Raw genomic sequence first — 26,305 nt, forward strand, 5'->3', positions numbered from 1 at the left:
CGTGCGTCTCGCGTCATCGCGCTCGGGCGGAGTTCACCAGGTGACGAGGAGGGACTCCGGGGCGCGCGCGATGAGGCCCGGCTTCCACGGGACGTCCTCCGGGGTCCCGGCGAGCCGGAGGGAGGGGAACCTGCCCATGAGTCCCTCCAGTGCCACCCTGATCTCGGCGCGGGCGAGGCTCGCGCCGAGGCAGTAGTGCATGCCGTGGCCGAATCCGAGGTGGGGGTTGCGCTCCCGGTCGAAGCGGATCGTCTCGGGGTCCTCGAAGACCCGCTCGTCGCGGTCGCCCTGGGCGCGCTGGAAGATGACGGTGTCGCCCGCGCGGATGGTGACGCCGCCGATGACGACGTCCTCCGTGGCGCGGCGCGGGAAGCTGCCGACCGAGCGGAGCGGGATGATCCGCAGCATCTCCTCGATGGCGGGGTCGACCAGCTTCGGGTCGGCGCACAGCGACGCGTACAGCTCGCGCTGGGCGAGCAGCAGGAAGGAGACGTTCGAGATCATGCTGAGCGAGGTCTCGTGCCCGGCCATGAGCACGCCGATCCCGGTCCGCACCGCCTCGACCTCCGACAGCTCGCCGGCGTCGAGCGCCTCGATCAGCACGGACACCAGGTCGTCGGAGAGGCTGGAGCGGCGCGTGGCGATGAGCCGGCGCAGGAAGTCCTCCAGCCCGTCGCGGGCCGCGTCGATCTCCTCCCGGGTGTGGGCGGAGGTGGCGACGAAGACGTCCGAGTAGCGGCGGAACTCGGCGCGCTGCTCGTACGGGACGCCGAACAGCTCCACGATCATCCGCACGGGCAGCGGGATCGCGAGCCGCTGTACGAGGTCGCCGGGCGGGCCGGCCTCCTCCATGGCGTCCAGCTCGGACGCGACGAGGTCGCGCATGCGGTCGGCGAGCTGGGAGACGATGCGCGGGCGGAAGGCGTGGGCGACGACCTTGCGGATGCGGCCGTGGTCCGGCGGGTCCATGCTCAGCAGGTTGCCGGGGCGCAGCGGCAGCGGGGTGACGCGGGCCGTGTCGGGCGCCGTGGCCGCGTGGGAGCTGAACCGGGGGTCGGCGAGGAACTCCTTGATCTCGTGGTAGCCGGTCAGGAGCCACGCCTCGCCGCCGTACGGCATCGTCACCCGCGACACCGGTTCGTTGCGGCACAGCTGCGCGTACCGGGGGTGCAGGTCGAGTCCGACGACGGGTCCGAAGGGGTACTTCGGCGCCCCGGCGGTCTGAGCGACGGTCATGGATTGCCACCTTCCGCGGGTCGTCCATCGCACCGGGAGGAGACGGCGGGGCGCTCAGGCGGTGGTGGCACACACGGGGCCGAGGCGCGGCTCTCCGGTGGAGTCCCGGCGATGCGACGGTGAGGAGAAGAGGTGCGTGAGAGAGAGCTTCTGCGGGCGGCGGTCGGGCTGTCGGACGGCGCTGGCTCGGTCGCACGCCGAACCGCCTCTCGTACCGCGATCCTCTCACGGCGGCCCGGTGCCGAAGCGGTGTTCGATGCCCTGTTCCGGGCGCCCGCGGCGGGGGCGCGGCGGGCGTACGGCCCGCGGGAGCGGAGGTGCGCCGGCCTGGCGGCGCGGAGGCGGGCGGCGCGCGCGAGTGCGGGGTGCCGTCACCGGCCGTCGCGCCCCCGGACGGGCCGGGCGGTCCTGATGCCCCGCCCCGGCGGGCCCGGCGGACGGCTGCTGCTGGGGGCCGGGCGGCCTTCCGACAGGCCGGGCAGTCCCGCGCCGAGCGGCCCTCCCCGACAGACCGGGCAGTCCCGCGCCGAGCGGCCCTCCCCGACAGACCGGGCAGTCCCGCGCCGAGCGGCCCTCCCCGACAGACCGGGCAGTCCCGCGCCGAGCGGCCCTCCCCGACAGACCGGGCAGTCCCGCGCCGAGCGGCCCTCCCCGACAGACCGGGCAGTCCCGCGCCGAGCGGCCCTCCCCGACAGACCGGGCAGTCCCGCGCCGAGCGGCCCTCCCCGACAGACCGGGCAGTCCCGCGCCGGGCAGCCCTCCCCGACAGACCGGGCAGTCCCGCGCCAGGCGGCCCTCCCCGACAGACCGGGCAGTCCCGCGCCGAGCGGCCCTCCCCGACAGACCGGGCAGTCCCGCGCCGAGCGGCCCTCCCCGACAGACCGGGCAGTCCCGCGCCAGGCGGCCCTTCCGACAGGCAGGGTGGTCCTGCGCCGGGCGGCCTTCCGACAGGCCGTGGTCTTCCCGACGGGCCGTGGTCTTCCCGACGCGCCCGGTCCTCGGACGGGCCGCGCACGGGTCCACGGGGCGGGCGGACGGGCCCGCGCCGGGGCACGCGGACGGGCCCGCGCCGGGGCGGGGTGGCGGGGCTCGTACGGGGCGGCGGAGACTCCCCCGCCGGGCGGCGGCCCGAGGGGGCGCCCGGACGGGCGGGGCCGGCGCGGCGCCCGGACGGGCGGGGCCGGCGTGAGACCTCAGGCGCTGGTGTGGGAGCGCTGCCCGGAGCGGCCGTTGCGGGCCTCGCGGTCGACGCGGTCGGCGAAGCGGAGCCACATGTCGGCACACTCGCGGGCCAGCCTGCTGACGCCGTCGGCGGAGTGCGGCGGGATCGTCGCGGCGAGCCGCGCCCACACGGAGGCGTCGACGTCGTGGACGGCGAAGCAGCGCAGCAGGAAGCGGCCGGACTGGGAGAGCCGCAGCGCCGGGTCCTTGCGCAGCCGGTCCAGCAGTTCCGCGGAGTCGCGGGGCGCGGCCGTGTCGCGGGGGGCCTGCCGGGGCGCGGGCACGCGCGGCTCCAGGCGGTCGGGCGTGCGGGGCGCGCCGCGCCCGTCCGGCACCGGGTCGCGGCCCAGCAGCAGGCGCTTCTTCACGTCGTGCGCGGTGCCCAGGGAGATCCCGGCGGCGCGGGCGATCTCGCGGAGGCTGGCGTCGGGCCGCTCCAGCATGAGCCGGCCCGCGCGCTGCCGGCCGCTGGCGACGCCCGCCACGTCGGCGGGGCGCCGCTTGCCGTCCAAACCGATGCGGGTGTTCGACTGCGGAACCTCGTCGGTTGAACGCCGTACGCGGGAGACGGTGCGGGGCGACAGGGCGGTGACCGAGGCGACGTACCGGTCGGACAGCGCGGGGTTCTCGCGCAGGATGCGGCCGGCCGCGGCCAGCCGGTCGCCGTGGGTGAGGGGCTTGCCGTGCGTGATGTTGAGGCTGACGGAGACCGCGAAGAGGCTGTGCTCCGGCACGTCGAGCAGGAAGGCGCCGATCGTGCGGTCGCCGCGGGCGCGGGCCGCCGCGAGCCGGTGCATGCCGTCGACGACGCGCCGGGTGGGGCGGTGCACGACGATGGGCGGCAACTCCTCGCCGAGGGCGGCGAGCGAGTCGACGTAGTCCTGGTCGAGGCCGCCGGTACGCGGCGAGTCGGCCGGCAGGAGCACGGCGACCGGGACCTCGGTCCGGGTGGCCGCACTGAGCATGGGCGATAAGGGCCGTATGCCGTCGACGTCTGCGCTACTCATCGAATCCCCCGCGTTCCCCCGCCATGATCGATGGTGCCGTGCCAGAGACGGTAGCAACCGTCAACCGGCCAGAGCAAGGAGTTCACGGGCGGGCGCGGCGGCCCGGTGCGGAAGGCAACCTGCCTGCACAGAGGGGATGTTGGGAGTGCGGCCAGGAGGCGCGAACCGGCCACCGGGACCGGTCCGCGCCGATGCTCACCTGCGGTTGTAGAGGCGCACGGTCAGGCTGCCGAAGACGGCGACGAGCGCGGCCGACCAGCCCAGTGTCCACGCCACCTCGGTCCCCGGCCAGCCTCCGTCCATGAGGCCGCGCACCGCCGAGGCGACCCGGGTGATCGGGTTGTGCTCGACCAGCCGTTGCAGCCATTCGGGCATCGTGCCGGGGTCGACGAAGATGTCGCTGAGGAAGTTCAGCGGGAAGACGACCATCATCGAGGCGCCCATCACGGTCTTCTCGTCCCGCACGAGCAGGCCGAACATCGTCCCGATCCACGAGAAGGCGAAGGCGAAGACGATGAGCAGCAGGATGCCGGCGAGGACCCCGGCGACGCCGCCGTCCGGGCGGTAGCCGATGGCCAGCCCCGCGGCGAGCATCACCACGGAGGCGATCGAGTACCGCAGGACGTCCCCGAGGAGGTAGCCGACGATCGTCGCCGGGCGCCAGATCGGCAGGGTCCGGAAGCGGTCGAAGACGCCCCGCTCGATGTCCTTGTTGATGGCGATGCCCGTGTACATGGTGGTCATCGCCACCGACATCACCATCACGCCGGGCAGCAGGTACTGGATGTACTCGCGGGGCGAGCCGGCCAGCGCGCCGCCGAAGAGGTGCGTGAACATCAGCACCAGCATCACCGGGAGCACGGTCACGTCGAAGAGCTGCTCCGGCACGTGCTTGATCTTCAGCATGGCCCGCCAGCCGAAGGCCGCCGACGCGGCGAGGGGGCCGGGCCTGGCGGGCCGCTCCCCGGTGCGGAGGAGTCCGGCGAGGGTCTGCGGCGCGACGGGCACCGCCTCGTCGGCGTGCGGGGCGCCCCCGCCGGTCGTCACGGGGCTCATACGGCGCCCCCGCCGGTCGTCGCGGGGCCCGTACGGCGCCCCCGCCGGTCGTCGCCGGGCTTCATGCGGCGGCCCCCTCCTTCGTCCCGGGGGACGCGGTCGCGGCGTCCGCCCTCCGGTCGGTCAGCGCGAGGAACACCTCGTCCAGGCTGGGCTGGCCCAGCGCGAAGGTGTCGACGGTGATGCCCCGCCGGGCCAGTTCGGCCAGCGCCCGCGAGGCGCGCTCGGCGGCGCCGCGGTCGCCGTCGGCGTCGCCGACGCGGGCGGTCAGCGCCACCGGGTCGGGGTCGAGCTGCACCTCGGCGGCGAGGTGGAGGGCGAGGACCCGCTCGGCCTCGGCCCGCTGGCCGGGGTCGCGCAGCCGCAGGTGGACGGAGCCGGCGCCGACGGACGCCTTCAGCTCGCCCTTGGTGCCCTCCGCGATGACCCGGCCCTTGTCGATGACGGCGATCCGGGAGGCCAGCTGGTCGGCCTCGTCCAGGTACTGGGTGGTCAGCAGCACGGTGGTGCCCAGCTCGACGATGGCGCGGACGACCTCCCAGACCTGGTTGCGGGAGCGCGGGTCGAGGCCGGTCGTCGGCTCGTCCAGGAAGAGCAGGGCGGGCGTGCTGAGGATGGACGCGGCGATGTCCAGGCGCCGCCGCATGCCGCCCGAGTAGTTCCGCACCTGCCGGCCGGCGGCGTCGACCAGGGCGAACGCCTCCAGCATCCGCCCGGCGCGCTCCTTCGCCGCCCGCTTCGGCAGGCCGGTCAGCCGGCCCAGCAGGACCAGGTTCTCCTGGCCCGTCAGGTCCTCGTCGAGCGAGGCGTACTGACCGGTGAGGCTGACGAGGCCGCGGACGGTGTCGGCCTCCCGCACGACGTCGTGCCCGAAGATCCGGGCGTGGCCGCCGTCGGGCCGCAGGAGCGTGGCGAGCATCTTGACGGTGGTGGTCTTCCCGGCGCCGTTCGGCCCGAGGACGCCGTACACGGTCCCGGCCTGGACGGTCAGGTCGACGCCGTCGACGGCCCGGTCGCCGCCGAAGGTCTTGACCAGGCCGGCCGCCTCGATGGCGGGGCCGGAGAGCGGGGCGCGGGTCCGGTCAGCCACGGCCGCTCACCCCACCGGGTCCTTGGCGGGCGCCTTGACCGCCTCCGGGTGGCGGCGCAGCCAGTTCAGCACGAGCATCCCGCCGACGCCGGGCACGAACGCCAGGCCGCGGGCGGCGCCCGCCGCACCGGCCACGGTGAGCGAGAAGGTCGACACGATGGTGATCAGGTACGCCGTGCCGTGCGTCGGCCCGCCGAGCGAGGTGATCGCCTTCGCGTGGATCGTGAAGAGGTTGACGAAGAGGATCAGGATCGAGGCGGCCTCGACCGCCGCCGCCACCCGCAGCACCTTGATGTTCATGTCGGTCACACACCCGTCGTGGAGCCGGGACGGACGATCATCAGCACGACGACGACCGTCCACAGCAGGTTGAAGATTCCGGTCAGCATGCCGAGGCGGGCCGCCGCGGCGCCGACCCCCTCGACGGCCGCGCCGCCCGTGCGCGCCATGGTCAGCATGCGCTCCTGGCCCGGGATGATGGCCATGGCGAGCATGAACGCGGCGACGGCCGTCAGAATCATCGAGGTGATCAGCCAGGCGTCGCCCAGCACGCCCAGGTGCGCGCCGGTGGCCAGTCCGAAGACCGGCACCACGAGCCCGGCGACGGCGTAGATCCGGCAGATGCGGTGCAGGAAGGCGGCGATGCCGACGGCCCTGCCCTTCTCCTCCCCGCCTTCCGGCGGGGTCTCCGCCGCCGCCAGCTTGGCGAAGCGGGGGAAGAGCGAGGCCGCGACGGCGATCGACCCGACCGCCAGGATGGCCGCGATGACGTGTACGGACAGGAGGAGCTTGCCCACGGTGGTGCCTCCAAGCGGGACCGGCGGGACCGGATCAGACCCTCGATAGATTGGCTACCAATAGATAGCACGCCTACAGGACGGTTGGGTAGAATGGCTGGTCATGAGGACAGACGCGGTGCGCGGCCACTTGGACGGACTCCTCCTGGCCGTGCTGGAACCGGGCCCGCTGCACGGCTACGCGATCATCGCGGCCGTCCAGCAGCGCAGCGGCGGCGCGCTGGAGCTGCGCACGGGCACGATCTACCCGGCGCTCCAGCGCCTGGAGCGCCTCGGCCTGCTCAGGAGCAGCTGGGACTCCGTCGGCGAGCGGCGGCGCCGCTGCTATGAGCTGACCGAGGCCGGCAGGCGTAGCCTGGCCCATGAGCGGAACGCCTGGCGGGAGTTCACGACGGCGATCGGCTCGGTCCTCAACCCGCCGGCACCCTCGACGGGTCTGGCCACATGAGCACCGGGGTGGGCATGGAGACGGGCATCGGCGCCGGGGCGTCCGGCAAGCGGCGCCCGGCCGCGCCCTCCGACCCGATCGACGCCTACGTGGCGGCGCTCGCCGAGTCCCTGCACGGCCCCAGGAGCGCCAAGTCCCGCCTGGTCGCGGAGATACGGGACGGGCTGGACGACGCCGTCGCGGCGCACACCCGCGCGGGCGTCCCGTACGAGCGCGCCGCCGAGCTGGCCGTCCGGGACTTCGGCGCGCCCGACCGCCTGGCGCCGACGTTCCAGCACGAGCTGACCATCGCGCAGGCCCGGCACACCGCCCGCGCCGCCGCGCTCACCGTGCCGCTCGCCGTCGGCTGCTGGTTACTGATCTGGACCGCCAGCCACGACACCGCCACCTGGCAGCTCCCCCGGACGACCTCCCTGCTCACCTTCCACCTGGTCACGGTCGCCGCCGTCGCCTCGGTCCTCTCCGCGGCGACGCTCGCCGCGACCGGCCGGCTCGCCCGCTGGCTGCCGACCCCGCACCGGCTGCCCCTCGCCGTCGCCTGGACGGGCACGGCCGCGAGCATCGCCATGGCCGTCGCCGCGCTGGTCCTGGTCACCCTCTCCGTCGTCGTCACCAACTGGCCGCTCGCCGCGGCCGCCGGGGTCCTGGCCGCCGCGTCGCACGCCGTGGTCGCCTCCTCGGCCCGCACCTGCCGGCAGTGCGCCCGCCTGCCGGTGGACTGAGGCGGCGTGCCCCGCGCGTCCGCCGCGGCGCACCCGTCCCGGCAGCGCCGGGGCAGCGGTACCGGCAGCGCCGCCGGGACCGCGGTACGGCAGGACGGTCCGCCACCGCGACCTCTACGCTCGAAGCCACGCGGAAGACCGGACCCCACGACTCCGAGGCGGGGTGACGTGCGTTGCTGACTCCCGCGGGCCCCGGGCCCGCCCTGCGGCTGATGCGTGCCGCCGTCTTCGCCGCCGTCTGCGTCCTGACCGCCGCGCTGGGCCACTCCCTCGCCGCCGACTACGCGTTACCCGCCGGCTTCCTCGCCGGGGCCATGGCCGTCACCACGGCCGCCGCCTGGGCGCTCGCCCGCGTGGAGCGCGGCGCCCTGTCCATCACGGCGACCACCGTCGGCGTCCAGCTCGCCCTGCACACCCTCTTCTCCTTCGCGCCCGTCCCCGGCGGGGGCGGGCACCACGCGCACGGGCAGCAGGCCGTCGTCGTCCCGCCGCAGAGCGTCTGCATGGGCGGCGCCGTCGACCCGGTCGCCCAGGCCGTGTGGGCCGCCCACACCGGCACGGCCGCGCCGCCCCCGCCCGGCCCCGAGTCGCCCGTCGCGTACGTGGTGGAGCTCATCACCCACGGCTCGTGGACCATGTTCCTCGCCCACGTCCTGGCCGCCCTGGTGTGCGGGCTGTGGATGTGGCGCGGCGAGGCCGCGTTCTTCACGATCGTCCGCTCCCTGCACTGCGCCTTCTTCGAACCGCTGCGGCTCGCCCTCGCCGGGCTGCCCCCGGCGAGGCCGCTCGCCGTCCCGCGCGGTGTCCCCGTCACCCCGCACCCGCGCCGGCTGCGCGGGCTGCTGCTGCGGCACGCCGTGTCCCGGCGCGGGCCGCCCCGGTGGTGCCCGGTCCCCTGCTGACCCGGCCGCCACGGCGGCGGCCGGCCCGGCGGGGTGACCGGTGCGCGCGTTCCCCACCAACCCCCCGCACGTGCGCCGCCGCGCCGGCCCCGACCGCGCGGCGGACACGCGTGGCCGGACGCCCCCCCGCGTCCCGCAGCAACGAAGGACGTTTCCATGCCCACGCACCTCAGTGGCGTACGCGACCGTGCCGCCGCTCCCGACGACGACCAGATCACCGAGTGGGCGCTGGCCGCCGCCCGGGGCGACGCGACGGCGACGGAGGAGTTCATCGCCGCGACCCGCCTGCACGTCTGGCGGTTCATCACCCGCGCCTGCGGCGACGCCCACAGCGCGGACGACCTCACCCAGGAGACCTATCTGCGGGCCCTGCGCAGCCTGCCCCGGTTCGCGGCGCGCTGCCACGCCCGGACCTGGCTGCTGTCGATCGCCCGCCGGGTCGTCGTCGACCGCTACCGGTCGAACGCCGCCCGCCCCCGCCTCGCCGACACCGCCGACTGGCAGGCGGCGGCCGAGCGGACCCAGCAGACCGGGCTGCCCGGCTTCGACGAGGGCGTGGCCCTGCTCGACCTGCTGGAGTCCCTCGACCGGCCGCGCCGCGAGTCGTTCATCCTGACGCAGGTCAAGGGGCTCTCCTACGAGGAGGCCGCGTCCATCGCGGGCTGCCCGATCGGCACGGTGCGCTCCCGCGTCAACCGGGCCCGGCAGAACCTCACGCGCCTGCTGGAGTCGGCGGAGAGCGCCGCCTGAACGGGGGCGGCCGGGGCCCCTGACGACCCCCGGCCGCCCCTCCCACCCGGCCGGCCGGCCGCGCGTCGGGCCGTCGGGCCGTCGGGCCGGGAGCCCGTCGCGCCGTCGGTGGGGCCGCAGGCCCCTCGGTTCGGCCGCCGTCGGCCCGGCGGCCCGCGGCCCCTCAGTCCGTCAGGACCGGCAGCAGCTCCGGCAGGTGCCCGTCCGACGCCTCGGCCGCCGCCCGCCGCTCCTCCGGCACCTCGCCGTACAGCGTCGTCCGGGGACGCGCCGGGCGGCCGGCCGCCCGCGCGATGCCCACCAGCTCCCGCACCGACTTGTACGAGCCCCAGCCGGACCCGGCCATCCGGGAGATGGTCTCCTCCATGAGGGTGCCGCCGAGGTCGTTGGCGCCCGAGCGCAGCATCTGCGCCGCGCCCTCGGCGCCGAGCTTCACCCAGCTGGTCTGGATGTTCGGGATGTGCGGATGGAGCAGCAGCCGCGCCATCGCCGTGACCGCCCGGTTGTCGCGGACGGTCGGGCCGGGCCGGGCGATGCCCGCCAGGTACACGGGCGCGTTGGTGTGGACGAAGGGCAGCGTCACGAACTCGGTGAAGCCGCCCGTCTCCTGCTGGAGCCGGGCCAGGGTGCGCAGGTGGCCCAGCCAGTGCCGGGGCTGGTCCACATGCCCGTACATCATCGTGGACGACGAGCGGATGCCCAGCTCGTGCGCGGTGCGGACCACGTCGATCCAGGTGGCGGCGGGCAGCTTGCCCTTGGTGAGGACCCAGCGCACCTCGTCGTCCAGGATCTCCGCCGCCGTGCCGGGGATCGAGTCGAGCCCGGCCTCCTTCGCGGCGGTCAGCCAGTCGCGGACGGACATGCCCGTGCGGGACGCGCCGTTGACGATCTCCATCGGGGAGAAGGCGTGCACGTGGATGCCGGGCACCCGCTCCTTCACCGCCCGCGCGATGTCGAAGTACGCCGTGCCCGGCAGGTCCGGGTGGATGCCGCCCTGCATGCACACCTCGACGGCGCCCACGTCCCACGCCTGCGCGGCCCGGTCGGCGACCTGCTCCAGGGAGAGGGTGTACGCGTCGGCGTCCGTGCGCCGCTGGGCGAAGGCGCAGAAGCGGCAGCCGGTGTAGCAGACGTTGGTGAAGTTGATGTTCCGCGTGACGACGTACGTGACGTCGTCGCCGACCGCCGAGGCGCGCACGTCGTCGGCGACGCCGCACAGCGCGTCCAGCGCCGGGCCGTCGGCGTGCAGCAGCGCCAGCGCCTGCGCGTCGGTCAGCCGCTCCGGGTCGTCGGCCGCGACCCGCAGCGCCTCCCGCACGTCCCCGTCCACCCGCTGCGGTACGAGGCCGGGCGCGGCGGCCTCCCGCAGGGCGTCCCAGTCGCCGTACACGGCGTCGAAGTCGCCGCGCCGGTCGCCGGTGCGGCCGTCCGTGTCGATGGTGCGGTGCAGGTCGGTGCGGCCGGTCGCGGTGAACGCCTCGTCCGGCTCCTGCCAGGGCAGGCCGCGCGGCACCGCGCCGGGGCGGGCGAGGCCCGTCTCCGGGTCGGCGAGCGCGGTGACGTGCGGCAGCACCCGCGGGTCCAGCCACGGCTCGCCGCGCCGCACGAACTCCGGGTACACGCAGAGCCGTTCCCGCAGGGAGAAGCCGGCCGCCGCGGAGTGCGCGGCCAGCTCCTCGATCCGCGGCCAGGGCCGCTCCGGGTTGACGTGGTCGATGGTGACCGGCGACACCCCGCCCCAGTCGTCGATGCCCGCGCCGATGAGCCGCGCGTGGGCGTCGTCGACCAGGTTCGGCGGGGCCTGGAGGCAGGCGGACGGGCCGAGCACCAGCCGGGCCACGGCGACCGTCGCCACCAGGTCGTCCAGCTCCGCGTCGGGCGCGGCGCGCATCGCCGTGTCGGGCTTGGCGCGGAAGTTCTGGATGATCAGTTCCTGGAGGCCGTGGTGGGCGCGGGCCACGCGGCGCAGCGCGAACAGCGACTCGGCGCGCTCCTCGTAGGTCTCGCCGATGCCGATGAGCAGTCCGCTGGTGAACGGCACCGACGACCGGCCGGCGTCCTGAAGCACCCGCAGCCGCACCGCGGGCTCCTTGTCGGGGGAGCCGTGGTGGGGGCCGCCGGGCTCCGACCACAGCCGCTCGGCGGTGGTCTCCAGCATCATGCCCATGGACGGGGCGACCGGCTTGAGCCGCTGGAAGTCCTCCCAGGTCAGGACGCCCGGATTGAGGTGGGGCAGCAGCCCGGTCTCCTCCAGGACCCGGATGGCCACGGCCCGTACGTAGGCGAGGGTGTCGTCGTAGCCGTGCGCGTCCAGCCACTCCCGCGCCTCGGGCCAGCGGTCCTCGGGCTTGTCGCCGAGCGTGATGAGGGCTTCCTTGCAGCCGAGCGCGGCGCCCCGGCGGGCGATGTCGAGGACCTCGTCCATCGACAGGAACATCCCCTGCCCGGCGCGGCGGAGACGGCCGGGCACGGTGGCGAAGGTGCAGTAGTGGCAGGTGTCGCGGCAGAGCCGGGTGAGGGGCAGGAAGACGCTCCGGGAGTACGTGATGACGCCGGGCCGCCCGGCCTCGGCGAGGCCCGCGTCCCGCACCCGCCCCGCGATCCCGGCCAGCCGGTCGAGGTCGGCGCCGCGCGCCCGCAGCAGGACGGCGGCCTCGGTGACGTCGAGCGCGACTCCGTCCCCGGCCCTGCGCAGGGCGCGGCGCATGGCGTTGTCGGTCGGTCGGCTTCCGGTTCCCGTGGAGGTCATTGTCCGAGGATACGAGCGGGTCGGCGGCGGCGTCCGCGCCCGTACGGCGGTCCGGCGGGACCCTACCGCGCCCGGTCCCCGCGCGGCAGCCGTTCACGCGCGGGCCGCGAGGGGGTGTTCAGGCCGGGCGTGGACCGGCGGTTGGCCGGGACGTACCGTCAGGGGCGTCGCCCCCGCGAGGGGGGTGCGGGACGGGGGGTTTCGCATCGTGGCGCACAGCGGACCGACCGGCGGGAGCGGCGCGCCCCGCCCGAGCGCCCCGGCCGGGTAGGGCACGACGCCCGGCGCCCGCGGCGGCCGGACCCGGCTCCGCCCCGCCCCGCCCCACCATGCCCCGCCCGTGCGGTGCCGCCGCGCCGGGCACGGCGCGCCCCGCCGGGCACGGGCACGGGCCCCCGGACCGCCCGGTCCCATTCGGACCCCCCGCCCCCCGTCGGACACCCGCGGCACCGGCCCGTAGGACCGGCACCCCCGTGAGACCGGAACCGCCCCCCGCGAGACCGGCGCCCGAGAGCCCCGAAAGCCCCCGGCAACCCCCCGGAAGCCCGGCACTCCCCCGCAACACATCCACGTACCACCAGCGGACGAAAGGTTCAGACACGTGCGGGAGTTCTACGACGTCGTGATCATGGGTGGTGGCCCGGCCGGGTCCACCCTCGGGGCCCTGCTGGCCCAGCGCACCGACCTGCGGATCGCCCTCTTCGACCGGGAGGTCTTCCCCCGCGAGCACATCGGCGAGTCCTTCGCCCACCCGGTCGTCCCCGCGCTCCAGGAGAGCGGGGCGCTGGCGAAGGTCCTGGCCAGCCCGTGCTGGGTGAAGAAGTTCGGCGGCGTGTACGCCTGGGACCCGGGGCGGCCGAGCGTGGCCCTGTTCGACCAGGCGCCGTTCGAGAAGGACGGCGTGCACCGGTGGACGATGCACGTCGACCGGGCCGAGTTCGACCACATCCTGCTGGACCACGCCGCCGACGTGGGCGTGGAGGTCTTCCAGGGCGTCGCCGTCACCGCGTACGAGCCGGGCGGGCACGGCGGGCTGGTCCGGCTCGGCGACGGGCGGGCCGTGCGGGCCGGGTACTTCGTGGACGCGTCGGGCCGGCAGAGCGGCGTGTCGGCGGCGCGCAACAAGCGGGGCTGGCTCTCGAACTTCAAGGACATCGCGATCTGGCAGCACTTCACCGGCGGCGTCCACACCCAGAACCTGGCCGAGGACTGGAACCCCTTCACCGCCGACAACCTCTCCCCCATCGGCTGCTTCGCGTTCCGCGACGGCTGGTGCTGGTACATCCCCGTCCCCAAGGTCATCGGCGGGCGGCGGGTGCTGACCCACTCGGTCGGCATCGTCACCAACCCGGCCGTCCTCAAGGAGCCGGGGCGGGACTTCACCGACCAGGGGACGTTCCTGGAGACGGTGCGGCGGGTCCCGTATCTGAAGGACCTGGTCAAGGACGCCGTGCCGGTCGCGCCGGGGATGCTCACGGCGACCAACTACAGCCGGGTGAGCGAGGAGTTCGCCGACTACGACGAGCGGCACCTGCTCGTCGGGGACGCGGCGTTCTTCGTGGACCCGCTGTTCTCGTCGGGCGTCGCGGTCGCGCTGACGCAGGCGTCGGCGGCGGCGCTGCTGATCGCCGAGACGGTGGGCGGCGCCCTGGACGAGGCGGACCGGCGCGCGCTGTGGCGGGACTACAACGACAAGTGGCACGGCACGGCGGAGACGTTCGCCCTCATGATCGACCAGTGGTACCACGCCATCGCGAAGAACAACCCGGACAGCGTCTACTGGAACACCCGCGGCACCGGCGCGGACCTCGGCATCCGCGAGCAGACCTTCGACTCGCTGCTGAACACCTCGTTCCAGCCGACGCTGCTGGAGGTGCTGACACACGGCACCCGCAGGATCGAGGACCTCGACGCGGCCGGCCCGTACCTGGCGGCGACCGCGCTGGCGGACCCGGCCGACCTGACGGACGGCGCGCTGGTGGAGCCGGCGCCGGGGACGGCGATCCGCGACAGCGTGACGCTGGCGGTGCCGGGCTTCAAGGCGACCCACCCGCCGGCCACGGTGCAGCTCCCGCAGGAGGTCCTCGACGGGATGTCGGAGTACTGGCGCAATCCGCTCACCCGCTCCGAGGCGGCCCCGTCGCCGCTGCGCGCCACGGTGCCGTGCCGGCGGATCTACTCGCGGGACGACCCGCACGGCCCGAGCGTGGCGGCGGACCCGCGCGTGGACGGCGTGGACGAGCTGTGGTCGCTGCTGGAGGCCGGCCCGGTCCGGTACGGGGAGCTCGCCCCCCGCCTGACCCCGCTCCAGGTCCGCCTGGTCAAGCGGCTGTGCGTGGCGGGCTTCCTGCGGATCACCCCCGCCCCGTGACGGCCCGCCGGATGCCGGGCGCGCCGTGCGCGGCGCGCCCGGCCCGGCCGGTCACATCCAGGCGTTGTACGGCTGCGACCGCTCGGCGGCCGGGGTGCGGGCCCGCAGCGGCGCCGACGCGTCGCCCGTGCCGCGGTACCAGTACAGGACGCCCTCCCGGTCGCGGACGAGGAGCGCGCCGCGGCCGTCGGGGTGGCCGTCGCCCGGGGCGATGATCGCGGTGTACGCGTTCCAGCCGGACCGGCCCGCCTGGATCCGCGGCGCGTAGGGGCGGGCCGGGTCGCCGGTGCCCTGGTACAGCCAGAGCGCGCCGGCCGAGTCGCGGGCGTACAGGTCGGCGTGGCCGTCGCCGGTGGAGTCGACGCCACCGGTCATGGCGTTGTACACCTGCCAGCCGGAGCCGACGCGGGTACGGGCGGCGAACGGCGCCGTCTCGACTCCGGTGCCCCGGTACAGCCACAGCACGCCGGCCATGTCGCGGGCGACGAGGTCCGCGTGGCCGTCGCCGGTGACGTCGCCGGTGCCGCGCACCGAGTTGTAGGCCGACCAGCCGGTGCCGACCCGTACGCGCGGCTTGAGGACGCGGTCGGTCCACTTCACCCCGGACGGCGGGTAGTACCAGAGCGTGCCGTTCGGTTCGCGGGCGACGACGCCGCCGCCCCGGTTGTCGGTGGCGATGGGGGCCAGCTTGGTGACCGCGTCGTAGGCGCCCCAGCCGGAGCCGTGGTCCTGCCGCCACCAGGGGTCGAGCGGCGGGGTGTCCTTGGACAGCGTCTGGTGGGACCACAGGCGCCCGCCCGCGTCACGGCCGAAGACGCGGTACGACTTCTCCACCGGGTCGTCGCCGAGGACGTGGAAGACGGACTGCCCGGTCGCGGCCGGCGAGCCCTCGTCGGGGCGGAAGTACACGTTCACCTCGACGCCCCACGCCTCCATGTCCGGCGTGGGGGCGACCGTGTAGGTGAGGGTGTGCTCGCCCGGCGGCAGGTCGCAGACGGCGAGGGCCTCGCCGTTCTCGTACGGCTCCTCCCGGCAGACCTCCGGGCCGCCGGTGGGGGTGGACCGGCGCAGTTTCGGCGCCTCGTCGACCAGGTCCCACCAGCGGAAGCCCTCGGCCGGCTCCATGTGCAGTTCGAACCGGCCCTTCTTCGCCGCGTTCACCGTCACGGTGTGGGTGGCGCCGCCGCCCGCCGGGGCGTCCGGCGTGGTGATACCGAACGTCGCCGGGGCCGAGGCCGGGGCCGGCGCCGGCGCCGCTCCCGCCGTGCCCGCCGCCCCCGCCAGTACTGCGGCGGCGGCCGCCAGTGCGACGGCTCCCCGCCCGATCCCTCTCCGCTGCTCGCGCACGCGTCCTCCCCTGTCGGATCTGATGTTCCGTCGGATGGTGGGACCCGCGCGGAGGCGAGACGGTTGTACGAGGGGCCTGTGCGGTGTCAGGTGCCGGTGGTGCCGTCGGCGAGTTCGCGGATGGCGTCGAGGTGGCCGTTGTGGCGGGCGGTCTCCTCGATGAGGTGCATCAGGATCCAGCGCAGGGTGACGGGGACGCCGCCGCGGGCGGGGCGCTTCGCCTCGGTGTCGAGGCCGTGCCCGGCGATCACGGGGCGGAGGCGGTCCGCCTGCTCGCGGTAGTCGGCGATCAGGCGCTCCAGCGGCACGTCCAGCGCGATCCGCATCTCCCGGTCGGGGTCCTCGGCGCTCCACGGCGCCCGGTTCTCGCCCCCGAGGAAGACGGCCTCCAGCCAGTAGTGCTCCACCCAGCGCAGATGGCCGATCAGCCCGGCGGCCGTCATCAGCGGGGAGCGCGGCAGCGGCGCCTCGCGGGCGCCCTCGTCGGAGAGTCCGTCGCACTTGGCGACGGCTGTGTCGCGGACGTAGTCGAGGAAGGTGACCAGATGGGCGCGCTCGTCCGGCGCCGGGGGCAGGTCGGTACGTGTCATCCCCGCATGCCGGCGCCCGCCCCGCCCCGGTGTCGAAGCCTTTCCCGAGGGCGGCACCCACCGGAGGCGACGGACGGCGGGGGGCGGTGGACGGCGGGGGAAGCGGCGGACGGCGGCAGGGGCACGGACGGCGGGGCACGGACGGGAGCGCGGGGTGGGCGGGAGGCCGGACGGGGCGCGGGCTCGGCCGTCCGCGCCCGCGGAGTCAGTCGTTGACCGCCGTCAGCAGGAAGGCGGCGTCGGTGACCGCGACCACGCTGTGGCGCTCCGGGGGGATGAGGAAGAGGTCGCCCATCGTCAGCTCGACCTCCTCCGACGCGCTCTTCAGCTTCACGACCCCGCGCAGCACCTGGAGGGACGCGGCGGGCGGCGTGGTGTGCTCGTCCAGCTTGGTCCCGGAGGTGAGGGCGATGACGGTCTGCCGCAGCGGGCGCTCCCGGAGCAGCAGGTTGGCGCTGCGCCCGTGCTCGGAGCGGTGGGCGGCGATCATGTGTTCCTCGGCGATGGCGTAGAGGTCGTACATGCGTCCACCCTGCACCACCGCCGTCCGGCCCGCACGGAGAACGCGCGTCCGGGCGAGGGGCGGGCGGGGCGCCCGTCGGGGGCGCGCGGCGACGCGGCGGTCGTGGAGCGCGGGGGCCCGGCTCCTCGGGGGAACGGCGCGCGGCCGGGGCCCCGTGGGGGCTCCGGCCGCGCGCCGCTCAGGTGGGGGGGTGGGGTCGGGTCAGTCCTCGACCACCAGGGCGGGGGTCTCCTTGGTCAGCACCTCGCCGCGGAAGAAGGCCGGGCTGCGGCGGTGCATGACCGCCATGAGCACCGCGCCCACCAGCAGCAGGCCCACGCCGATGACGAAGACGGAGCCGACGCCGAGGACGGACGAGCCGCTGCCGTAGGCCGGGTCCCACATGTCCTTGAGGGTCTGGGCGAAGACGGCCGTCAGCATCAGGCCGCCGAGGCCCGGCAGGACGCCCTTGACCAGCAGGTCGCGCACCGAGCGGGTCAGCTCGCGGCGGAAGAACCAGACGCAGGCGAAGGCGGTGATCGCGTAGTAGAAGCAGATCATCAGGCCGAGCGCGTAGATCGTGTCGACCAGGACGTTCTCGCTGACCAGGGTCATCACCGAGTAGAAGACGCCGGTCGCGACACCGGCGACGACGGTCGCGCGGCCGGGGGTCTTGTGGACCGGGTGGACCTTGGCGAAGGCCGGCGGGAACGCCTCGTACGTGGACATCGCGAGCGCCGTGCGGGCGACCGGGATGAAGGTCGTCTGGAGGCTGGCGGCGGCGGAGGCGAGGACGGCGACGAACAGCAGGATGCCGAGGCCGGAGCCCATGACCGGGGAGGCCAGGGCGGCGAAGACGTTGTCGGAGGTGTCCGGGTTGCCGAGGCCGGTGCCCTGCTCGCCGATCCCCGCGTACATCTGCACGGCGACGGCGACCATCAGGTAAGAGGAGACGATCACGACGATGGCGAGCAGCGCGGCGCGGCCGGGGGTGCGGGCGCTGCCCACGCTCTCCTCGTTCACGGAGAGGCAGGTGTCCCAGCCCCAGTAGATGAAGATCGACAGGGAGAGCCCGGCGGTGAACGCGGCGAAGGACTCCACCGCGAAGGGGTTCATCCAGGTCCAGGAGAAGGAGAGCGACCCGGCGACCTCGTCGGCCTTGGTCACGGCCATGGCCGCGAAGACGGTGATCACGAGGAGCTGGAGGCCGACGAGCGCGTACTGGAGCGACTTCGTCGCCGTGATGCCGCGGTAGCTGACGAACGTCGCCGCGGCGACGAAGGCGAGGGTCGTGACGATGTGGACGGCCTTGTTGCCGTCGAGGGCGGCGATCGACGGATCGCCGGTGATCTCGCCCGCGGTCAGCCAGAAGAAGGAGGTGGCGACGCCGGCCAGGTTGGACAGGACGACCACGGTGGCGACCAGGAGGCCCCAGCCGCACATCCAGCCGACCCTGGGGCCGAAGGCCTTCACCGACCAGGTGAAGGAGGTGCCGCAGTCCGGGACCGCCCGGTTCAGCTCGCGGTAGGCGAAGGCCACCAGGAGCATGGGCAGGAAGCCGGCGAGGAAGATCGCGGGCATCTGGAGGCCGACCTCGCCGACGGTGGCGCCGAGGGTGGAGGTCAGGCAGTAGACGGGGGCGACGGTCGAGATGCCGATGACGGCACCGCCCATCAGCCCGACGGAGTTGCCGCCGAGGCCCTTGGTGCGTACGCCACCGGTCTCGCCCGTCGCGTCGACGTTCCTTACCGTGTCTCCGGCCTGGGGCCGTGCTTCCACCTGAGTCATGTGCAGGACGTTAGGTGCTGCGGTTTCCACATACGGAGGTGCCAACTCCGGGATCTTGCCCTTGCTTTGACAGGCGTCGTGCGGCTTCGCGGCGAGGAATTCATGGCTTGTTCATCTTTGGATCATGTTTCCCTTGGTCATGGTGGCCACGGCTCGGTATGCGGGAATCGCAGCCATGTCCATTTTGCCCCCTTTCAAATTTTCCCGCGCCGGTTTCGCGGGGCGGTGCCGGCCAGCCGTCCCCGGGGTGCTCCGGGGGGGCTCCGGGGGGGTCCGGGGGGGGTTCCGGGGGGGGGCTCCCGGATGCTCCCTCCGGCCCTGCGGGGCCCAGCGCGGGCTCTGCGGGCTCTGCGGGGCCCTGCGGCGGGGGCTTCTGGGGGTTCTGCGCTGCGGCGGGCTCCCGTGCGGGGTCCTCCGGGGGGGGGCCTGCGGGCCTCCAGGGGGGCCTGCGGGTTCAGGGGGGCCTGCGGGGCGGCGCCGTCAGGCCGGGCGGGCCAGGTCCCCCGGGTCCGTGTTGGCCCCGCACAGGACGACCGCGGCCCGCTCGCCCGCCGCGGGCCCGTAGACGCGCAGCCCCGCGAGGGCGGCGGCCGCCGCGTGCTCGACGGCGATCCGGTGCTCGTCCCACAGGTGCCTCCGGGCCCCCACGATCTCCCCGTCCGGCACCAGGACGGAGCACACGTCGTACCGCTGCGCCGCCCACAGCGCGAGCGGCGTGACCCGGCGGGCGCCCAGCGCGTCGGCGGCCACCGAGACGACCGTCACGTCCACCACCTCGCCCGCCGCGAGCGCCGCGTTCAGGGCGCGGCACTCCTGCGGCTCGACCGCCACGACGCGTACGCCGTGCTCGTGCGCCGACGCGGCCACCCCGGCGAACAGTCCGCCCCCGCCGACGGAGACGACGACCGTGTCCAGGTCGGGCAGGCGCTCGCGCAGCTCCTCCATGAGCGTCCCGGCGCCCGCCGCGATGAGCGGGTGGTCGTACGCGTGGGAGGCGAGCGCCCCGCTCCCGGCGGCGTACGCGCGGCAGGCGTCCAGGGCCTCGGCGTACTCCGCGCCGGTCAGCCGCACGTCGGCCCCGTACCCGCGCAGCCGGGCGACCTTCACGGCGGGCGCCGTCTCCGGCAGGAACACCGTCGCCCGCACGCCCTGGTCCCGCGCCGCCCAGGCGCAGGCGAGCCCGGCGTTGCCGCCCGACGCGATGGTCACCCCCGCGTCGGGGAGGGTGCCGGCCTCCTGGTGCGCGCGGATGAAGTTGATCGCGCCGCGCGCCTTGAACGTGCCGGTGTGCTGGAGGAACTCCAGCGCGAACCACGTCCCGTCGTCCTCGGCCGGCGCCACCGCGAGCGGCCGGACGCGCCCCGCGACGCGCCCGGCCGCCGCCGTCACGTCCCCGTACGTGAGGTGGTCCATGTCCGTCATGACCAGACGACGAGCCGGCCGCCGGTGGTGATGCCCAGGAAGAAGGCGAACGCGATCCGGCGCCCGCCGCCCCGGTTGGGCTCCACCGCGTGGAAGTGGGCCGGGTCGAACAGCAGGCCGTCACCGAGGCTCGGCGGCAGCTCCACGCGCTGGCAGCCCGTCACGGCGCCCGGCCGGTAGCCGTACGCCTCCCGGTGCTCCTCGTCGGCGGGCTCCCAGCGGTGCCGCCACACGAACGTCGCGCCGCCGCCGGACGGGACGTCCACGTACAGGTTGAACGCGAGCTGGCCGATGACGTGCTGGTCGAACAGGCCGTCGGGGAACTCCCGGTTGATGTCGTCGGCGTGCATCAGCAGCCCGGTCTCGATCTCCCGCACGGTACCGCCGAAGGCCTCCCGGCCGCCGATCGTGGCGGGGCCCACGGGGGCGCCCCACGCCTCGCCGATCCGGTCCATCGCGTGCGCGACCGCGTCGGGGCGCACGGCGGCGCGGTCCCAGGCGGTACGGGCGGCGTCGGCCTGCGCCCAGTAGCGGTCCGCGTCCAGGACGCCGCCGGGCAGCCGGTGGTCGTTCAGCGCGGGCCCGAACCGCAGGACCCGCGTCGGCACCCGGCCGCGGTCGTACGGGGCGGTCGGCAGCCGGTCCAGCGCCTCCGTCACGGCCCGGCACTCGGCGGGGCCGAGGAAGTGGGGGACGCGCACGGCGGCGAGGGTGCCGCCCGCGAGCCGGGCGAGGTGCCGGGCGGTGAACGCGGGAGCGTCGACGGCGGTGAACAGCGGGTCGGGGGCGGGGGGCGCGGGCGCGGTGGGGGCGGGGGCCCCGTCCGGCGCGGGGGTTGCGGGCCGCGTGGACGCCCCGTCCGGGCGCCCGGCGGTCGCGGGCCCCGCGGTCGCGCCGGTGTGCCCGGCGGTCGCGGTCTGTCCTGTGCGGGCGGCCTGTTCGGTCGCCGCGGTGTGCGCGGCGCTCGCGGTCGGCGCGGTGTTCGTGGTGTGCGCGGTCGGCGCGGTGTGCGCGGTCGGCGCGGAATCCATGTCGCCTCCCCGATTGGAGGACGTACGGGGACATTTCGACCATACGGCGGGCCTCTGGGCCCCGCATGTGCGCGCCTCGCGGGGCCGGTTCGGGGGATGGCCGAAACGGCCCCGCGGGCGGCGCGCGGCCCCTAGATTCGGAGCCTCGCACCAACGCGCCGCACGGCAGCGGGAAGGCCCCGCGGCGGCGGGCCGGCGCCGCACGGCGCCCCCGCCCGGCCGGGCGCGCCGACCGTCGCGGGACCACGGCGGAACGCCGCGGGACCGTCGCGGCCCGCGGGGCCGTCGGCCGGGAGGCCGCACGGGCCGCCGGGGCCGCGGGCGGGCACCGTCCGCGCGGGCCGCCGGGGCCGTCGCGGGCCGTCGCGGATCACCGCCGAGCATCGAGGGGAAGCGCAGCATGGACGTCTTACGGGGCAGGACCGCCGTCGTCACCGGGGGTTCGCGGGGGATCGGCCGGGGGATCGTGGAACGGCTCGCCCGCGACGGAGCGGAGGTCGTCTTCAACTACGCCCACGACCGGGAGGCCGCCGAGGACGCCGTGCGGGGGGCGAAGGCCGCCGGGGGGCTCGCCCGCGCCGTACGGCTGGACCTGGCCGAACCGGGCGCGGCGGAGGAGCTGATGCGCACCGCGTCGGAGGAGTCGGCGGCCGGGCCGGTCGCGATCCTGGTCAACAACGCGGCGGTCGGCTTCGCGCCGACCCCGCTGGACGAGACCGGCGAGGAGCTGTTCGACCGGGCGATGGCGGTCAACGCGAGGGCGGCGTTCCTGACCGTCCGGTACGCGGCCCGGTTCATGCCGGAGGGCGGCCGGATCGTCAACGTGTCGACCCTCAACACGACCCGTCCGGGGCGCGGCATCGTGCCGTACATGATGAGCAAGGGCGCCCTGGAGCAGCTCACGGCGGCCGCCGCGGTGGAGCTGGGCCCGCGCGGGATCACGGTCAACACCGTCTCGCCCGGCGCGACCGACACGGACCTGCTGCGGGGCACCAACCCGCCCGGCGCCCTGGAGATGGCGGTCGGCCTCACCCCGCTGGGCCGCCTCGGGCTGCCGTCCGACATCGCGGCGGTGGTGGCGTTCCTGGTGGGCCCGGACGGGGCGTGGGTCACCGGCCAGAACCTCCGCGCGACCGGCGGCCTCGGCTGAACCCGCGCCGGGACGGCACGGGGCGGGGCCCGACCCGGCGGGACGGCACGGGGCGGGGCCCGACCCTGCGGGACGGCACGGGGCGGGGCCCGACCCTGCGGGGCGGGCCGGGAACCGGCGTGCGGCCCCGCCTCACATCCCCTTCACCGCTCCCTTACAGCGCCCGATATGACGACACATCAGATGTGCCGGGGTCGTCGGAAGTGTCACGACCTTGTGCGGAGCATCACCCGATACTGACGCGCCCGCCGTCGACAAGGCAGACTGTGGGCGGCGATACCAGGCGGTACGGGCAGGGGGAGCTATGGGCCGTGACGACGGGCCGCGAGTGCCGGAGCAGCGTGTTCCACGGCAGGCGCAGGCACCGGGCGGTCAGGCACCGGACAGCGGTCTGGCCCCCGACCGCAGCCGCACGCCCTCGAACGGCGCCGGGCGGCAGCACGGCGCGCCCGGCCCCGCCCCCCGAAGCGCGCCCCGCACCCGCCCGCACGACGCCGGAACCGCCGCCTCCGCCACGGCCGAGGCCCACACGGAGGACCGACCGGAGAGCAGCGCGCACGGCATCCCGGTCACCCGCGCCGACGCCCACCCGGACGGCCACGCCCACGAGAACGCCACGACCGGCCACGCCCACGAGAGCGCCACGACCGGCCACGGCCTGACCGCCCACCCCACGACCGGCCACAACCCGTCCGCCCACGCCGCAGCCGGCCGCGACGCCGCACCGGACGGTGAGACCGGCGGCGGCTGCGCCGACCTGCGCTTCGGCGTGCTCGGCCCCGTACGGGCCTGGTGCGACGGCCGCCCGCTCCCGTCCGGCTCCCCCCAGCAGCGGGCCCTCCTGGCCGCCCTGCTGCTGCGCGACGGCCGCACGGCCACGGCCGCCGAACTGATCGACGGCATCTGGGGCGACGAGCCCCCCTCGCAGGCCCTCGCCGCGCTCCGCACGTACGCCTCCCGCCTGCGCAAGGTCCTCCCGCCCGACGTCCTCGTCACCGAGTCCGGCGGGTACGCGATCCGCTGCGCCCCGGACGCCCTCGACCTGCACGTGGCGCAGGAGCTGGCCGCCGAGGCGGAGAAGGCCCGCGCCTCCGGCGACCGCGCCCAGGCCGTCACCCTCATCGGCAAGGCGCTCGGGCTGTGGGACGGCGAACCCCTCGCCTCCGTGCCCGGCCCGTACGCCGAAACGCAGCGCGCCCGCCTGGAGGAGTGGCGGCTCCAGCTCGTCGAGGCCCGCCTCGACCTGGACCTGGAGTGCGGCCACCACGCGGAGGCCGTGTCCGAGCTGACCGCGCTGACCGCCGCGCACCCGCTGCGCGAGAGGCTGCGCGAGCTGCTCATGCTCGCCCTCTACCGCAGCGGCCGCCAGGCGGAGGCCCTGGCCGTGTACGCCGACACGCGCCGCCTCCTCGCCGACGAGCTGGGCGTCGACCCCCGCCCCGAACTCGCCCGGCTCCAGCAGCGCATCCTCCGCGCCGACAGCGACCTGGCCCAGCCCGTGGAGCGCCCCGCCCCCGCCGAGGCGCCCGTCGCCCGCCCCGCGCAACTGCCCGCCACGGTGCCGGACTTCACCGGCCGGAGCGCCTGCGTACAGGAGCTGAGCGACCTCCTCTCCACGGCGGAGGGCTCCGTCATGGCCGTGTCGGCGCTCGCCGGCATCGGCGGCGTCGGCAAGACGACCCTCGCCGTGCACGTGGCGCACCAGGCACGGCCGCACTTCCCGGACGGGCAGCTCTACGTCGACCTGATGGGCGCCGGCGCGCGGGCCGCCGAGCCGGAGACCGTCCTCGGCTCCTTCCTACGCGCCCTGGGCACGCCGGACTCCCAGATCCCGGAGACCCTCGACGAGCGGGCCGCCCTCTACCGGTCGACGCTCGCCGGGCGGCGGGTCCTCGTCCTGCTGGACAACGCCCGCGACGCCGCCCAGGTGCGTCCGCTGCTGCCCGGTACGGAGGGCTGCGCGGCGCTCGTCACCAGCCGCATCCGCATGCTGGACCTGGCGGGGGCGCACCTGGTCGACCTGGACGTGATGTCCCCGGACGAGGCGCTCCAGCTCTTCACCCGCATCGTGGGCGCCGAGCGGGTGCGGGCCGAGCGGGAGGCGGCCCTCGACGTGGTCGCGGCGTGCGGCTTCCTGCCGCTGGCCATCCGCATCGCCGCGTCCCGCCTGGCGGCGCGGCGCACCTGGACGGTGTCCGTGCTGGCGGCGAAGCTCGCCGACGAGCGGCGGCGTCTGGACGAGCTCCAGGCGGGCGACCTCGCGGTGAAGGCCACGTTCGAGCTGGGCTACGGGCAGCTCGAACCCGCGCAGGCCCGCGCGTTCCGCCTGCTGGGCCTCGCGGACGGGCCCGACATGTCCCTCGCGGCGGCGGCCGCCGTCCTGGACCTGCCGCCGGAGGAGACCGAGGACCTGCTGGAGAGCCTGGTCGACACGTCGCTGCTGGAGTCGGCCGCGCCCGGCCGCTACCGCTTCCACGACCTGGTCCGGCTGTACGCCCGCGTGTGCGCCGAGCGCGACGAGCAGCCCCCCGCCGAACGCGAGGCGGCCCGCTCCCGCCTCCTGGACTTCTACCTGGCGACGGCGGCCCGCGTGTACGCCATCGAACGCCCCGGCGACCGCCTGGTCGACCACCTGGAGCCCACGACGTACGACGGCCTCGCCTTCACCGACCGCCACGAGGCCCAGGACTGGCTCCACCTGGAAGCCGGCTGCATCCTGGCCTGCGTCCAGCAGTCCCTCACGCCCGCCACACTGCGGCGCGCCATCGACCTGCTGCTGTGTTCCAAGGACCTGCGGGAGTCCGGCGCCAGCGCCCTCCCGTACGAGGCGGCCACCACCGCCGCCGGCGAGGCGGCGGCCGCCGCCGCCGACATCCATGCCGAGGCCCGCGCCCGCGTCACACTCGCCCAGGTGCACAGCACGGCCGGCCGCTTCGAACGGGCCGGTGTCGAGGCCCGGCGGGCCGCCCAACTGGGCGAGACCACCGGTGACCCGTGGACCTGCGGCAACGCCCCCAACGAACTGGGCATCATCGCCATCTGCACCAGCGACCACGCGGAGGGCGAGGCGCACCTCCTGCGGGCCGTCGAGGCGTTCCGCGCCGACGGCAACCGGCCCGGCGAGGCGAGCGCCCTGTGCAACCTGTCCCGCGTCGTCGCCTCCATGGGACGTACCGGCGAGGCCGCCGACCTGGCCCGGCAGGGCGTGGCCATATACGACGAGCTCGGGCTCACCTTGCGGCTCGCCAACGCCCGATACGCCCTGGGCATCGTGCTCACGCAGGCAGGGCGGTTGCCGGAGGCCCTGGACGAGCTGTCCCGTGCGCTGTCCGTCTTCAAGGAGAGCAGGCAGCGCCTCTGGGAAGGCACCACCCACTTCCGCATCGCGCAGGTCCACCTGTCCTCCGCCCGGCCCGCGAACGCCGCCCAGCACGCCGAGCAGGCGCTCACGCTGGGCTGCATCGGCGGCGAGTGGATGCAGGCCCACGCGCAAACCCTGCTCGGCAGGTCCCTGCTCGAGCTCGGCCAGACCGGGCGGGCCCAGGTGTGCTGGCGGGAGGCTCTGGTCATCTACGAGGAGTCCGGCGCCCCCGAGGCCGCCGAGGTGCGGCGGCTGCTGTCCCCGCTGCGGACGGTCTGACCGCCGGGAGGGGCGTTCATCGAACGTTTATGAGGAGCTGCCACTCTCAAGGGCATGGACTCGTCGCGTCGGGGGGCAGGCGAGTCACCGGTGCCTCACCACTAGGGTGAGCGTCCACCGGAACGCCCGTTCGGCGGCCCTCGGGGGAGTCGCCGAGCGGGCGTTCACCAGTCAAGACGCCCTTCAAGGGGGAGCTGAGCCATGAGCGACATCCTGAGGAACGAAGACATCACCACCCTGGACAGCCACGCACCGGCCCCGCCGGCGGGCAAGGGTTCCGCGCTCACGGTGCCCGACGGCCGGACGGATGTCCCGCAGCAGGCCGACGCGACCGAGCTCGAGTCGCTCGACAGCCACGCGCCCGCGCCGGCGGCCCTGGACGACATCGCCACCATGGACAGCCACGCCCCGGCGCCGCCGGCCAGGTAAGCCAACCAGCACGGGGTGCGGCCGCGGTGGCGCGGAGGGGGAGCCACCGCGGCCGCT

The 26,305-nt window shown here is 75.5% G+C and carries 21 protein-coding genes; 8 read left to right on the forward strand and 13 right to left on the reverse strand.

The window, feature by feature from the left end; translation table 11 throughout:
• Positions 1–33: 33 nt before the first annotated feature.
• The 6 genes from CP974_RS12575 to CP974_RS12600 all read right to left on the reverse strand — a co-directional run bounded on the left by CP974_RS12575 (position 34) and on the right by CP974_RS12600 (position 6,407).
• Entirely contained in the window at positions 34–1,236 is a 1,203-nt protein-coding gene (locus tag CP974_RS12575) for a cytochrome P450 (protein WP_031135197.1), read from the reverse strand.
• A 1,193-nt stretch (positions 1,237–2,429) separates the two neighbouring features.
• A complete protein-coding gene (locus CP974_RS12580) occupies positions 2,430–3,464 on the reverse strand; it encodes a ParB/RepB/Spo0J family partition protein (protein ID WP_078915772.1) in 1,035 nt (344 codons plus the stop codon).
• 195 nt (positions 3,465–3,659) lie between these two features.
• Entirely contained in the window at positions 3,660–4,520 is an 861-nt protein-coding gene (locus CP974_RS12585) for an ABC transporter permease (RefSeq protein WP_031134329.1), read from the reverse strand.
• Positions 4,521–4,581: 61 nt separating this feature from the next.
• Positions 4,582–5,610 carry an ATP-binding cassette domain-containing protein gene (locus CP974_RS12590; protein WP_031134327.1) on the reverse strand — a complete coding sequence of 343 codons (1,029 nt, stop codon included), beginning with the start codon at positions 5,608–5,610 and terminating at the stop codon, positions 4,582–4,584.
• A 6-nt stretch (positions 5,611–5,616) separates the two neighbouring features.
• Positions 5,617–5,910 carry a DUF3817 domain-containing protein gene (locus CP974_RS12595; RefSeq protein ID WP_037938682.1) on the reverse strand — a complete coding sequence of 98 codons (294 nt, stop codon included), beginning with the start codon at positions 5,908–5,910 and terminating at the stop codon, positions 5,617–5,619.
• Between the two features lie 5 nt (positions 5,911–5,915).
• On the reverse strand, positions 5,916–6,407 hold the full coding sequence (locus CP974_RS12600; RefSeq protein WP_031134323.1) for a hypothetical protein: 492 nt from the start codon (positions 6,405–6,407) through the stop codon (positions 5,916–5,918).
• Between the two features lie 103 nt (positions 6,408–6,510).
• Here CP974_RS12600 and CP974_RS12605 point away from each other — a divergent pair, with 103 nt between their 5' ends.
• The 4 genes from CP974_RS12605 (at position 6,511) to CP974_RS12620 (ending at position 9,229) form a co-directional block, all read left to right on the forward strand.
• A complete protein-coding gene (locus CP974_RS12605; protein ID WP_031134321.1) occupies positions 6,511–6,855 on the forward strand; it encodes a PadR family transcriptional regulator in 345 nt (114 codons plus the stop codon).
• Positions 6,852–7,577 (forward strand): permease prefix domain 1-containing protein, encoded by a 726-nt coding sequence (locus CP974_RS12610; RefSeq protein ID WP_218046248.1) that lies wholly within the window; start codon positions 6,852–6,854, stop codon positions 7,575–7,577. The genes CP974_RS12605 and CP974_RS12610 overlap by 4 nt, the downstream gene beginning before the upstream one ends.
• Before the next feature lie 212 nt (positions 7,578–7,789).
• Positions 7,790–8,479, forward strand: a complete 690-nt coding sequence (locus CP974_RS12615; RefSeq protein ID WP_069979709.1) for a hypothetical protein — start codon at positions 7,790–7,792, stop codon at positions 8,477–8,479.
• 156 nt (positions 8,480–8,635) lie between these two features.
• A complete protein-coding gene (locus CP974_RS12620) occupies positions 8,636–9,229 on the forward strand; it encodes a sigma-70 family RNA polymerase sigma factor (RefSeq protein ID WP_031134315.1) in 594 nt (197 codons plus the stop codon).
• 163 nt (positions 9,230–9,392) lie between these two features.
• Here CP974_RS12620 and CP974_RS12625 read toward each other — a convergent pair whose 3' ends face one another.
• Positions 9,393–11,978, reverse strand: a complete 2,586-nt coding sequence (locus CP974_RS12625; protein WP_031134314.1) for a bifunctional FO biosynthesis protein CofGH — start codon at positions 11,976–11,978, stop codon at positions 9,393–9,395.
• Between the two features lie 601 nt (positions 11,979–12,579).
• Between CP974_RS12625 and CP974_RS12630 the strand changes: the two genes are divergently transcribed.
• Positions 12,580–14,349, forward strand: coding sequence for an NAD(P)/FAD-dependent oxidoreductase (locus CP974_RS12630; RefSeq protein ID WP_196786105.1), 1,770 nt, complete (start codon positions 12,580–12,582; stop codon positions 14,347–14,349).
• 51 nt (positions 14,350–14,400) lie between these two features.
• Here CP974_RS12630 and CP974_RS12635 read toward each other — a convergent pair whose 3' ends face one another.
• From CP974_RS12635 to CP974_RS12660, 6 genes are all read right to left on the reverse strand, one after another.
• Positions 14,401–15,696: an FG-GAP repeat domain-containing protein gene (locus CP974_RS12635; protein ID WP_051839967.1), complete on the reverse strand. Its 1,296-nt coding sequence runs from the start codon at positions 15,694–15,696 to the stop codon at positions 14,401–14,403.
• A gap of 86 nt (positions 15,697–15,782) precedes the next feature.
• Positions 15,783–16,286 (reverse strand): DinB family protein, encoded by a 504-nt coding sequence (locus tag CP974_RS12640; RefSeq protein ID WP_031135806.1) that lies wholly within the window; start codon positions 16,284–16,286, stop codon positions 15,783–15,785.
• A 205-nt stretch (positions 16,287–16,491) separates the two neighbouring features.
• Entirely contained in the window at positions 16,492–16,809 is a 318-nt protein-coding gene (locus tag CP974_RS12645; RefSeq protein WP_031135804.1) for a cupin domain-containing protein, read from the reverse strand.
• Between the two features lie 201 nt (positions 16,810–17,010).
• Complete coding sequence (locus CP974_RS12650; protein WP_031135803.1) at positions 17,011–18,576, reverse strand: APC family permease; 1,566 nt, start codon at positions 18,574–18,576, stop codon at positions 17,011–17,013.
• Positions 18,577–19,056: 480 nt separating this feature from the next.
• Positions 19,057–19,989, reverse strand: coding sequence for a serine/threonine dehydratase (locus CP974_RS12655; protein ID WP_037940192.1), 933 nt, complete (start codon positions 19,987–19,989; stop codon positions 19,057–19,059).
• Positions 19,990–19,994: 5 nt separating this feature from the next.
• Positions 19,995–21,029 carry a 2OG-Fe(II)-dependent halogenase WelO5 family protein gene (locus CP974_RS12660; protein WP_223844561.1) on the reverse strand — a complete coding sequence of 345 codons (1,035 nt, stop codon included), beginning with the start codon at positions 21,027–21,029 and terminating at the stop codon, positions 19,995–19,997.
• 400 nt (positions 21,030–21,429) lie between these two features.
• On the opposite strand from CP974_RS12660, the gene CP974_RS12665 reads away from it, so the two are divergent.
• The 3 genes from CP974_RS12665 to CP974_RS12675 all read left to right on the forward strand — a co-directional run bounded on the left by CP974_RS12665 (position 21,430) and on the right by CP974_RS12675 (position 26,248).
• A complete protein-coding gene (locus CP974_RS12665) occupies positions 21,430–22,179 on the forward strand; it encodes an SDR family oxidoreductase (protein WP_031135045.1) in 750 nt (249 codons plus the stop codon).
• A 304-nt stretch (positions 22,180–22,483) separates the two neighbouring features.
• Positions 22,484–25,819: an SARP-family global regulator AfsR gene (gene afsR / locus CP974_RS12670; protein WP_223844560.1), complete on the forward strand. Its 3,336-nt coding sequence runs from the start codon at positions 22,484–22,486 to the stop codon at positions 25,817–25,819.
• A gap of 201 nt (positions 25,820–26,020) precedes the next feature.
• Positions 26,021–26,248, forward strand: a complete 228-nt coding sequence (locus tag CP974_RS12675) for a hypothetical protein (RefSeq protein WP_069976839.1) — start codon at positions 26,021–26,023, stop codon at positions 26,246–26,248.
• The last annotated feature ends 57 nt before the right edge of the window (positions 26,249–26,305 follow it).

This window comes from Streptomyces fradiae ATCC 10745 = DSM 40063, assembly GCF_008704425.1.
Classification (GTDB): Bacteria; Actinomycetota; Actinomycetes; order Streptomycetales; family Streptomycetaceae; genus Streptomyces; species Streptomyces fradiae.